Origin of the sequence: Polaribacter sp. 11A2H, from assembly GCF_011379025.1 — a bacterium.
Lineage (GTDB): Bacteria > Bacteroidota > Bacteroidia > Flavobacteriales > Flavobacteriaceae > Polaribacter.
Genome location: NZ_WTLD01000005.1, coordinates 177754 through 189083 on the forward strand (window position 1 = coordinate 177754; position 11330 = coordinate 189083).

The window sequence follows — 11330 nt, forward strand, 5'->3', positions numbered from 1 at the left end:
TGCAGAATTGTATCGTCAACATTTAAACTTAATTTTCGTAATAATCAAAAACAAAATAAAATGAGCAAACCAATTACAAATTTTATAGAAAAATACTTTTTACACTTTAACGCTGCTGCTTTAGTAGATGCTGCAAAAGGGTATGAAGCACAATTAAATAAAGGATCTAAAATGTTAGTTTCTTTAGCTGGAGCAATGAGTACTGCCGAATTAGGGAAGATTTTTGCAGAAATGATTCGTAAAGATAAAGTGCAAATTATTTCTTGTACTGGTGCAAATTTAGAAGAAGATGTTATGAACTTAGTAGCACATTCTCATTATAAACGTGTACCTAATTACAGAGATTTAACTCCGCAGGACGAGTGGGATTTATTAGAAAAAGGCTTAAATAGAGTTACTGATACTTGTATTCCTGAAGAAGAAGCATTTAGAAGAATTCAAGAACATATTGTCAAAATTTGGAAAGAAGCAGAAGCTAATGGAGAGCGCTTTTTACCACATGAATACATGTATAAATTATTATTATCTGGTGTTTTAGAGCAATATTATGAAATAGATATTAAAGATTCTTGGATGTACGCAGCAGCAGAAAAAAACTTACCTATTATTTGTCCGGGTTGGGAAGATTCTACAATGGGTAATATTTTTGCATCTTACGTTTTAAAAGGTGAATTGAAAGCGAGTACTGTAAAATCTGGAATTGAATACATGACATTTTTAGCAGATTGGTACACAAATAATTCTGAAAACGGAATTGGATTCTTTCAAATAGGGGGAGGAATTGCTGGAGATTTTCCAATTTGCGTAGTACCAATGTTATACCAAGATATGGAAAGACCAGAAACGCCATTCTGGAGCTATTTCTGTCAGATTTCAGATTCTACAACCAGTTATGGTTCGTATTCTGGAGCAGTACCAAACGAAAAAATTACTTGGGGTAAATTAGATATTGATACGCCAAAGTTTATCATAGAAAGTGATGCAACGATTGTTGCTCCATTAATTTTTGCTTACTTATTAGAAATGTAAATAAAATTGTCATTCCGAAATGAGCTTTTTTGCGATTGAGGAATCTTAACATGAGATTTCTCTTCTCTCATTCGAAATGACAAATAAAACATCAATATTATGAAAAGAGTAATCGTAGAATACGCAAAATTAACTACAGATATATTAGATATGTTGGTAGAAAAATATCCTGACGGATATGATTATGAAGATATTATTTCTTTTAAAAATGCAAAAGGAGAAACCATAAAAGCTGTAGAAGTAAGGACTGATGATACTATTTATTTAGTGAAAATTAGCTCTAAACTAGAGCAAACTATGGAAGATTACGCAGAAGATGAAGATTCTTTTGATGAGGATGAAGACTTAGATGTAGATGATCTAGAAGACGAAATATAAGTAGTAAAAAAATCCTTTAAATAAATTAGAGGTAAAAAATGAGTAAATAGGAGTAGAAACCATTGTGTTTTTACTCCTATTTTTTTGTTATTGATTAATAGTTGTTTCAGTGTTTTTATAATGGAAAAAATATGACTGAGTGATTTTTTTAATTTATAGGAGCTAATTACTCCAAAGACAACCTCTTTAGAAAAATTAATGAACTAATTTATTTTTTTTAATGATAAATAGGTAAGCAGATGTTGTTCAAATAACAGACTTAATTTGAAAAGTAAGATCCATACTCAAATATTTATTATTGAAAACGATTTATACTTTTTTAGATGAAGTTGAGAACTCTCTATTTGATGTTTATTTTTAAATACTTCGTTCCAATGAACTATTAAGTTAGTTGTTTTAAAACTTTTATTAAGTACTCAATTTTTTATATTTTAGAAATTTATTCTATATTAAAAAAGGGTGTTTTAACCCAAATTATAAAAATTAATATTTTTGTTTTACATATTTTAAGAGAATAAAATATTTTGTATAGAAATTATCTCTTATTTACTATTTAAGTAGATTTTGTTTATTTTTTGTATAATATTTATTTTTTTGATGTTGTTGTTTATAATTATGTAAAACTATCTAAATAAAATTACTGAAAATTTAATGTTCAATTATATTTTTTATGTTTAAGAACAGCACTTAATTAAACTTATTTTAAAAAGAGATTTTTTTGTTAATTAAACTTGTTCAGTAATCAAAAAGGTATAAATTAGCGGCGTATAAATGTAAATAATTAATCTACTGTTTATCTAATCAATTTTATATTGGTTTTAATAAACAATAGTAAATTTCTCCCTAAATTATTTTTTATATGTTATTTTATTTTTTTTAAGTACTAGCACCGTTGTCATTTTTTTTGTTTTAAATTTCTAAAATTTACTACTCTAAATGTGATTTTCGATGGCGAAGCCGTAAAAGAAATATAATTACCTCCCCTCAAATTTTTACTATTAAACTTACTCCTTTTAAGGAGGTTTTTCGCTTACACAAAATTCCCCCAAAAATATTTACAACCATTGCTATTATAGTTAATGTAAAAACATATTAATAGGAGAAAAGAAAAATATTATAGTATGAATACAATCAAAAAAAGAAAAGAAGAATTACAATGGTTCGCTGTTTATACACGACCAAAAGCTGAAAAAAAGGTAGAAGAAAGATTATCTATTGCTGGCTTTGATACTTTTTTGCCAATGCAAACTGTTGTGAAACAGTGGAGTGATCGTAAAAAGAAAACACAAGTTCCTTTTATTAATTCTTATGTTTTTGTAAAATCGACTCAAAAAAATTTAGCCCAAGTTTATCCAACAGCAGGTGTTCTAACTATTTTAAAATATTTAGGAAACTATGCGGTAGTGAAAAATTATGAAATTGAAAATTTAAGAATTTTGTCTACCAATACTAATTTTTTAACCTCGGTATATAACAGACCAATTGGTTTAGCTAAAGGAACAAAAATAACAGTTTCTGAAGGAGCCTTTAAAGGTTTATATGGTAACTATTTATCTAATTCTGGTAAAGACAAAGTAATTATTGAAATGGAAGCCTTAGGGAGTTATGTTGAAGTAACATTACCTATAAATAGTCTTCAAAAAGTATAATATTTTGATTTTAAAAGACTGCTTCAAAAAAACATATTTATTAATTAATAAAAACATATTGCTATGAGTTTAATTAAAAAAGTTTTAAGAGTTGCATTAGTAGCAACGGTAGGTATGGTGTTAATTGCTGTTGTGAATTTTATAATGTTTCCATAATAAGAAACTATTTTATTGAGAGTAATTCTAGAGTTTTATAACTGCTACTGATTCTTTTATATAGAAACTATTCAGAGCTAAAAACTTATAGGCTAAAAGATATTTGTAAAAAGGATTTTAATGGGTTTATGAATGGTCTTTTTTTCTAATTCTTTTATCAGAAAATTAAATAGTTTTTTTTAATAATTCAGTTTTAAGAGATCATGATTCTATTAATAATATTGAGTTAGAGTCTTCAATACAGTGAAGAAGTTAATATTCTAAAAATAGGATATAAAGTTAAATGACAAGTTTAAAGAAAAAAAGTTTAACAGGTCTTGTTTGGGATTTTGTAGGTAAGTTAGGATTGCAGGGAGTTGGTTTTTTTGTTTCCATAATTTTAGCTAGAATTCTATTACCAGAAGATTTTGGTTTATTGGCCATCATTACCGTTTTTATAAATTTAGCAAATGTCTTTTTAGATTTTGGCTTTAGTACTGCTTTGGTTCAGCGTACTAATGTAACTAATGAACATTACGCTTCTGTTTTTTTTATGAATGTAATTATGGGAGTCCTTTTAGGAGGACTAGTATTTTTTACAGCTCCATTGGTTGCTAATTTTTATGAGAAAGAAGTACTAACAAATCTTATTAGAGTGATGTCTTTTAGTTTTGTCATAAATTCATTTGGTAATGTAACCAGAGCACATTTAAGGCGGATCATGAATTTTAAGATCATATCTGTATCCAACATTATATCTGCTTTTATTAGTGGTTTTATAGCTGTATATATGGCATATAATGGTTATGGAATATGGAGTTTGATTAGCCAGATATTAATTTCAGAAATACTTAACAATATATTAATTTTTGTACTAAGTAAGTTTCGTTTTAAATTAGTTTTTAGTATTACGGCAGTAAAAGAATTATGGGGGTTTGGATCAAAAATTTTTTTAACAGGTGTTTTAGATACTATTTTTATAAATTTAGATTCGTTAATAATTGGAAAAATATTAAACCCAGCTACTTTAGGATATTACTATAGATCAAAATCTTTAGAAAACTTTTCATTTAGATATACAGCTTCTACTTTATCTAACATTCTATTACCTAGTTTAAGTACTATTAATAACGAACCAATTGTATATAAGAAGACTGTTTTAAAACTTTTTAAGATAATCTCTTTTGTATCTTTTCTTGCTTGTGGGGTGTTTTTAGTAGGAGCTCATGAAATTATATTATTGTTATTTTCTAAAAAATGGGAACCCTCAGTTCGTATATTTCAAATAATTATATTTGGTGCTTTTGCTCCACAAATTTTTAATTTATTTTATAATATATTATTAAGTAAAGGGTTATCTGGTTTGTACTTAAAAATTAATATTTTTAATAAGGTATTATTTTTTGCAAATTTTATTTTATTATTTTATGCTAACTTAAATAGTTACTTAATAGGCTTTGTTTGTGCTCAAATTATTGTTTTTGTTACAGGATTAATCGTGATTTCAGAAAAATTAAACTTTAAAAATGAGTTGTATTATATTTCAATTAAAAATATGGTTATCTATCTAATTTCAATATTAATTGTTTTTACATTAAAGCAATATGTTTACTTAGAAATCTTATATATGGATCTTTTAATAGCATCAATTACTTTTTTAATTGTGTTTTTGACTTTCTATTTTGTGTTCATGAAAAATGATTTAATTTTAATGGTTAAAGAAATTAAAGAAGTTTTAAATATAAAAAATGGTTAAAAATAAAATCAGTTTAAAGCATTATCTTGAAGAAGATGCTAAAGCGAATGATATAATTTCTGTGACTAATTACGAACAGTTTTTAACAATTTTTACACCTAATTTGTTATGGATGTTTATTAGATATTTAAGACATTATGAATATTATTTGAATGCAAATAAAAAAGATATAGTATCTAGATTAAAGCGAAAGTATTATCTAGTTAAATATAAAAATTTAGGCTATAAATTAGGTTTTTCAATACCACCAAATGTTTTTGGACCAGGGCTTAGAATACCACATTACGGAACAATTGTAGTGCATCCTTTTGCAAAAGTAGGAGCAAATTGCGTATTACAAGCTGGTGTTAATATAGGAATTAGCAATAATGGAGTTCCAACTATTGGTAGTAATGTTTACATTGGTCCTGGTGCAAAGTTATTTGGTAATATAGAAATTGGTAATGAAGTTGCCATTGGTGCAAATACAGTTGTTACAAAATCTTTTCCTCAATCTAATATAACTATTGTAGGTATTCCTGCAAAAATAATAAAGTATACAAAGGCAGATGAAAGATGATAAACCTTTAAAGATTTTAATAGTATCATCGGCTAATTTTTTCTCTAATTATGGTGGAGGTCAGGTTTATGTAAAGAACATCGTAAACCAAATGATTGCGCAAGGTATAGATGTTAGTATTGCAACACCAGAGATTTCCGAAACAAAGTTAACTCACTATAAAGAAAAACCTGTTTATACATTTACGAACAAAATGTTAGAGGGGGATTTATTAGAATTAAGAAATTTTATAAAAGAGATTAATCCATCAATAGTACATCTTCATGGTTTTAAAGCTCCCTTTTCGTTGGCTTGTAAATCACTAGAGATACCTTGTGTTGTAACAGCACATCATGGTGGTTTAATATGTCCGGCAGGGGCATTGTTAAACTCTAAAGATAAAATTTGTACGGTAGCAGCATCAGAGAGCAACTGTTTACCTTGTGTATTAAGAAATGTAAAAGGAGGAACTTGTAGTTTACCAATACAAAAATTGATTCCATTTAATCTTAGGTTAGCAATTGGTAAAGCATTTCTTAAAATTCCTTTTATTTATTATGTTACACCTATTGTTACAACCACACTTTCTATTGAGAATAAAAAAAGGGAATGGAAAAATATTTATAATAATGCAAGTTTATTAATAGCACCATCAATAGCTATTAAAAAAGCAATGGTACTCAATGGCGCACCAGTAAGTAGTATAAAAGTTATTCCGCATGGAATACCTTCTATAAAAGTAAATAAAATTACTGAGGTAAAGAAAGACATAGAAGTTTCAAAAGAAAAGAAACCCGTAAAGTTTTTTTATGTAGGAAGAATTTGCAGAGAAAAAGGCGTACATGTTATGTTGAAAGCTTTTAATAATTTAACCTTACCTGCAGAAATTCATGTTATAGGAGGTACAGGTAATCATGTGGAAGAAAGTTATAGTAAATATTTGAAAAAAACATATAAAAACGAAAATATTATCTGGCATGGTAAAGTACTTCCAGAAGAAGTAAATGAAAAAATAAAAATGTTTGATGTTATGATACATCCTGCTTTCTTTTTAGAAGTATTTGGACTTACCATTGCTGAATCTTTACAAATGGGTAAACCAGTAATAGCAACAAAATGTGGTGGAGCAGAAATGCAAATTACTCATAATGAAAATGGTTTATTAATAGCTCCTAATAATGTTAATGAATTAAAGAAAGCAATAATAGAGATCATAGAATCGCCTAATTTATTACTTAAGTTAAAAGAAAAGACAACTTTAAATGTAAACTTAATAGATAATCACGTATTAGATTTGATGAAAGTTTATAGAGGTTTTGTATAAGCAACTTACAAGAGCATTTATTACTTTGATTTTAAAAATTAGACTATTTCTTAAGTATCATTTGTTTATTATTTATAGGTAATTATGAAAAAAATATTATTGGATATTAATTCGGTAGTTCCTTATTTATTAACAGGTAAAACTACAGGAGTTGGTAGAACAACTTTAGAGTTAATAGATTCATTTTCTAAATTAGAAGAAAATTTGCCTTTTGAGATTATTTTGTATTCTCAAAACATGAAAGGTATTGGTGCAAAAGAGTTTATTGATGATTTTAAAACGAAGCATTTATACCTGCCACATAGAGAAGCTATCAATAAAATAATTGAAAAACTACCAATAAAAGAAAGCTTTGCTAAATATGATTTAATGCATGTTCCTCATAATTTTGCTCGTATTTATAAACCTAAAAAAGCCATTATAACTTTACATGATGCCTTATTTATGAAAATACAAGAAAAAGCTTTTAATCATACTCAAATGGTAAAAGATGTACCGCCTTTAATGCAGCAATGTAAAGGGATTATAACTTGTTCTGAAGCTTCTAAAAAAGATATTGTTGAAACAATGCAAATAGATCCATCTAAAATTGATGTTATTTATTGGGGCGTAAAGCACGAGGTTTTTTATAAATTACCAAAAGATGATTTACTACTAAAAAGGATTAAAAAAATAATTGGAATAGATTCTTCATATTTCTTAAGCGTCTCGTGTAATGCAGAACGTAAGAATACACATAAATTAGTAGAAGCTTATATACAGTTATCGAAACAGTTTCCTGTTAATGATTTGGTGCTTCTTTGGGGAAATCCGCCTTTGTTTGTTTTAGAAATGATAGAAAAATCTAATTGCAAAGAAAGAATTCATTTTATAGCGAACATTACAGATAACGAATTATCTATAGTTTATAATGGAGCAACGGCTCTAGTCTTTCCGTCTTCTTATGAAGGTTTTGGATTGCCTGTTTTAGAAGCCATGGCTTGTGGTTGCCCTGTTATAACATGCAGTAATAGTTCTCTAAAAGAAGTAGGTGGTAATGCTGCTTTATATTTAAAATCTTCAGAACCAGAAGGTATTTGTGATGTACTGGAACAATTTGAAAATAAGTCTTTTGACTTAGACGAAATAGAAAAGAAAGGATTGGTACAAGCATCCAAATTTATTTGGAGAGATACAGCTTTAAAATATATTGCTATTTATAATAAACATCTAGCCATTAATTAATAGAATGAAAATTGTATATATAATTAACTCATTAGGTGATTCTGGTGGTATGGAACGGGTTTTAACTTCTAAAGTTAATTGGCTTGCATCTCAAAGAGAATTTGATGTAACTATTGTTTCTAGAACTGATACTAAAAACGGCTTTTTTTTTGAGTTAAATAAAAATGTGACCGTCGAAAATTTAAATTTAAAACAATCTAATCATAAAGTTTTAAATCTAATTTTTAATACAGATAGAAAAAAGTTTAAAAAGGAGTTAACAAAAAAGTTATTAGAATTAAAACCAGACATTACCATAAGTATGTTTGGAGATGAATATCAGTTTTTACATACGATTAAGGATGGTAGTAAAAAAATTATCGAATTTCATTTCTCTAAAAACTATCTAAGTCATTTAATGGCTAATATACCTAATCTATCATTTAGAAGACTTAGAAAGCTATATGCTTCATATCTTCAGTACAAGCAGCAAAGGGTTGTTTTAAGGTATGATAAGTTTGTGTTATTAACCGAAAAGGATCAATTACTGTGGAATAATCCTGCAAATAGTTCTGTAATTTCAAATCCATTATCTTTTAATTCTATAGAAAAATCGAATGGTAAACAAAAAGAAATTATAGCGATTGGTAGATTTATAGCGCAAAAAGGATTTGACTTATTGATTAAAGGTTTTAGTTTAATAGCAAAAAATAACCCTGATTGGAAAGTAACAATTTATGGTGAAGGTCAGGATAAAGATTATTTACTAGAGCTTATAAAAAGTTATAATTTACAAAATGTGTTTTTTTTAAAACCACCAATAAAAAAAATAAAAGAAGCATTATTAAATAGTTCTATACTCGCTTTTCCTTCAAGATATGAAGGCTTTGGGTTAGTGCTAACAGAAGCAATGGAATGTGGTTTACCATGTGTAGCTTTTAATTGCGAATGTGGTCCTTCAGAAATTATAACGGATGAAAAAGATGGTTATTTAATTGAAGGTTTTAACATAGAAAATTTTTCAAAATCTTTAGAAAAATTAATGAAAAATAAAGAATTAAGGTTGCTAATGGGAGAAACAGCATCACAGAATGTGAAACGTTTTCATATAGATGAAATTATGACAAAATGGACTCAATTATTTAATGATACAATATAAATTTTCTAATAACAATATATACATCTGTTTGATGAAGAAATTACAATTTTATTTAACACCCTTAGAAAATGTTGTTTTCAATCAAAAAAGAATGTTTTTATATCCTCAATTATAAATGGCTTTAGGATTAAGTTTATTAGCTTTTTTAATTATAATCATCTATGGTTTTGAATACACCTTTTTAGGTAAAACCTATTTGGTAAGCACTACCTGGAATAAAAGGGTTAAATTTAAAATAAACACGCAACAACGTTTTATTTTATTCTTATTGGCTACAGCAATTGTACAAGCAGGTAATTTTTCTGCTTTATTGTTATTAATTTGGATGGCATTTTTATTAGGGTTATTATTTAAGTATGGTATACAAATGTTTTCATCACCGATGCTTAAAATTTACGCCTTGTATTTGTGTTGGCTGCTGTTTTCGTTAGTTTTAACTACCGAAAAAGGATATGGTTTTCGTGTCTTTTTAAAGTTTTTATTTCCTTTTTTAGTCATATTGGTTGTTACTTCTATAAAAATTACAGATGTTTTTTTTATAAAAGCCTTAAAAATAAGTTTTATAGCAGGTGTTATCATAAATACATGTATTGTATTAATGAAAATTATTCCCATCTACTCTATTTATAATCCTATTTTATGGTGGCCGCCTGCAGTAATAGATGTAAATCCTTTTTTTATAGGTACTGGAATATTATTGTACAAGTTTTCAAAAAAAAAATATGTACTACTTGCCATACTTCTTTTTATTAGTATTCCAATAGTAGAAAGTGTAAGAACGGGTTTAATAGGTATTGGAGTCTTTTTTTTAGCAGTATCTTTTTTTAAGTATAAGTTAAAAGCGATACCCGTGTTTGCTTTAATAATTGCCAGTTTTGTAGCGTCTATTTTATTTGTGCCTACAGTAAGAAATAAAATGTTTAGAACATCTTTTAATAGTGCAGAAGAGGTTCTTAATATGAGTGGTAAAATATCACCAGATACTATTGATAGTAATGGCCGTTTTGCAATGTGGGAATGGAGTTTAAAAGTTTTCTACAAGGGAAATGAATTAATGGGTGCTGGTATAGGACAAATGCAAGCTCGTTTTTATTCTGGAAATCATCCTTTTGGAGTAATAAGAATTGCTCACAACGATTATCTTCAAATACTTTGTGATACAGGCCTTATAGGGTTCGTTTTATACGGACTCATAATAATCAGTTTTGTTTGGCAATCATTTAGAATTTATAACAATAAAAAAAATAATGTCTCTGCAAGATATGCTGCTTTTATTGCCGGTACTTCCTTATGTGGTATTATGGCAACAGCGTTTACAGACAATGTTGTCAACTATTCTTTAATTACCTTAAGTTATCCGTATATATTTTTTGGTTTTGCTTTGGTAATGAAATCTAAAAGAAAGTAATTTTATAATGAAAATAAGTGTTGTTATTCCGCTTTACAATAAGAAGGATAGTATTGTTGATACTATTAAAACAGTCTTAAATCAAACTGTTTTACCAGATGAAATAGTTATTGTTAATGATGGTTCTACAGATGGTTCAGATAAAATTGTATCTAAATTAGAACATCCATTAGTGAGATTGATATATCAAAATAATTCGGGTGTTTCGGTTGCTCGTAATACGGGAGTTGATAAAGCAAAACATGAATGGATTGCCTTTTTAGACGCAGATGATATATGGAATGTAAATTACCTGAAAGAAATTAAAGCATTAGCAAAAGAGTATCCGAATAGTAATGTATTGGCAACTGCTTATCTTATGGAAGATTATAAAGGAAATCAGACACCTATTAAATTAAATAAGATTCCATTTAAGGGTGATACAGGAATCTTAACTAATTATTTTGAAGTAGCATGCTATTCGCATCCGCCACTTTGGTCTTCTGCAATTGTTATTAAAAAGGAAGCGTTACTAGAAATTAATGGTTTTCCATTGGGTATAAAATCTGGAGAGGATTTATTAACATGGGCTAAATTGGCAATTAAAAACCAGATAGCGTATAACTTAAATGCTTTGGCTGTTTTTGTGCAAGATAGAGCACATACCTATGACAATAAACCGAATAGAATTCCTGAAAAAGTAGATATTGTAGGTCAGGAGCTGTGTGATTTATATAAAAAGAATAACAATGTAGCTTTTTTAAAAGAATAT

Annotated in this window: 10 protein-coding genes; all 10 read left to right on the forward strand. The window is 27.5% G+C overall.

The genetic code is table 11. The features are described 5' to 3' along the window. The first annotated feature begins 60 nt into the window (after positions 1 to 60). Positions 61 to 1029: a deoxyhypusine synthase family protein gene (locus tag GQS58_RS08380; protein WP_166384789.1), complete on the forward strand. Its 969-nt coding sequence runs from the start codon at positions 61 to 63 to the stop codon at positions 1027 to 1029. 99 nt (positions 1030 to 1128) lie between these two features. Then, positions 1129 to 1407 carry a hypothetical protein gene (locus GQS58_RS08385; protein WP_166384791.1) on the forward strand — a complete coding sequence of 93 codons (279 nt, stop codon included), beginning with the start codon at positions 1129 to 1131 and terminating at the stop codon, positions 1405 to 1407. A 1121-nt stretch (positions 1408 to 2528) separates the two neighbouring features. Then, positions 2529 to 3056 carry a UpxY family transcription antiterminator gene (locus tag GQS58_RS08390; RefSeq protein WP_166384793.1) on the forward strand — a complete coding sequence of 176 codons (528 nt, stop codon included), beginning with the start codon at positions 2529 to 2531 and terminating at the stop codon, positions 3054 to 3056. Positions 3057 to 3495: 439 nt separating this feature from the next. Then, positions 3496 to 4947, forward strand: coding sequence for a lipopolysaccharide biosynthesis protein (locus GQS58_RS08395; protein ID WP_166384795.1), 1452 nt, complete (start codon positions 3496 to 3498; stop codon positions 4945 to 4947). Further along, the gene (locus GQS58_RS08400; RefSeq protein WP_166384797.1) at positions 4940 to 5506 is read left to right on the forward strand and encodes a serine O-acetyltransferase; all 567 of its coding nucleotides are present in this window, start codon (positions 4940 to 4942) and stop codon (positions 5504 to 5506) included. Before GQS58_RS08395 ends, GQS58_RS08400 begins: the two co-directional genes overlap by 8 nt. Beyond that, positions 5496 to 6809, forward strand: a complete 1314-nt coding sequence (locus tag GQS58_RS08405) for a glycosyltransferase family 4 protein (protein WP_166384799.1) — start codon at positions 5496 to 5498, stop codon at positions 6807 to 6809. Before GQS58_RS08400 ends, GQS58_RS08405 begins: the two co-directional genes overlap by 11 nt. A gap of 84 nt (positions 6810 to 6893) precedes the next feature. Next, positions 6894 to 8033 (forward strand): glycosyltransferase family 4 protein, encoded by a 1140-nt coding sequence (locus GQS58_RS08410; RefSeq protein ID WP_166384801.1) that lies wholly within the window; start codon positions 6894 to 6896, stop codon positions 8031 to 8033. A 4-nt stretch (positions 8034 to 8037) separates the two neighbouring features. Then, positions 8038 to 9171, forward strand: a complete 1134-nt coding sequence (locus GQS58_RS08415) for a glycosyltransferase family 4 protein (protein ID WP_166384803.1) — start codon at positions 8038 to 8040, stop codon at positions 9169 to 9171. 115 nt (positions 9172 to 9286) lie between these two features. Next, entirely contained in the window at positions 9287 to 10579 is a 1293-nt protein-coding gene (locus GQS58_RS08420; protein WP_166384805.1) for an O-antigen ligase family protein, read from the forward strand. 7 nt (positions 10580 to 10586) lie between these two features. Beyond that, a partial coding sequence (locus GQS58_RS08425; RefSeq protein ID WP_205860409.1) for a glycosyltransferase family 2 protein occupies positions 10587 to 11330 on the forward strand: 744 nt, incomplete at its 3' end.

Bases quoted from the DNA above. Each gene is read 5' to 3' on its own strand.
- GQS58_RS08380 (WP_166384789.1), top strand. From the start codon at position 61: ATGAGCAAACCAATTACAAATTTTATAGAAAAATACTTTTTACACTTT.
- GQS58_RS08385 (WP_166384791.1), top strand. From the start codon at position 1,129: ATGAAAAGAGTAATCGTAGAATACGCAAAATTAACTACAGATATATTA.
- GQS58_RS08390 (WP_166384793.1), top strand. From the start codon at position 2,529: ATGAATACAATCAAAAAAAGAAAAGAAGAATTACAATGGTTCGCTGTT.
- GQS58_RS08395 (WP_166384795.1), top strand. From the start codon at position 3,496: ATGACAAGTTTAAAGAAAAAAAGTTTAACAGGTCTTGTTTGGGATTTT.
- GQS58_RS08400 (WP_166384797.1), top strand. From the start codon at position 4,940: ATGGTTAAAAATAAAATCAGTTTAAAGCATTATCTTGAAGAAGATGCT.
- GQS58_RS08405 (WP_166384799.1), top strand. From the start codon at position 5,496: ATGAAAGATGATAAACCTTTAAAGATTTTAATAGTATCATCGGCTAAT.
- GQS58_RS08410 (WP_166384801.1), top strand. From the start codon at position 6,894: ATGAAAAAAATATTATTGGATATTAATTCGGTAGTTCCTTATTTATTA.
- GQS58_RS08415 (WP_166384803.1), top strand. From the start codon at position 8,038: ATGAAAATTGTATATATAATTAACTCATTAGGTGATTCTGGTGGTATG.
- GQS58_RS08420 (WP_166384805.1), top strand. From the start codon at position 9,287: ATGGCTTTAGGATTAAGTTTATTAGCTTTTTTAATTATAATCATCTAT.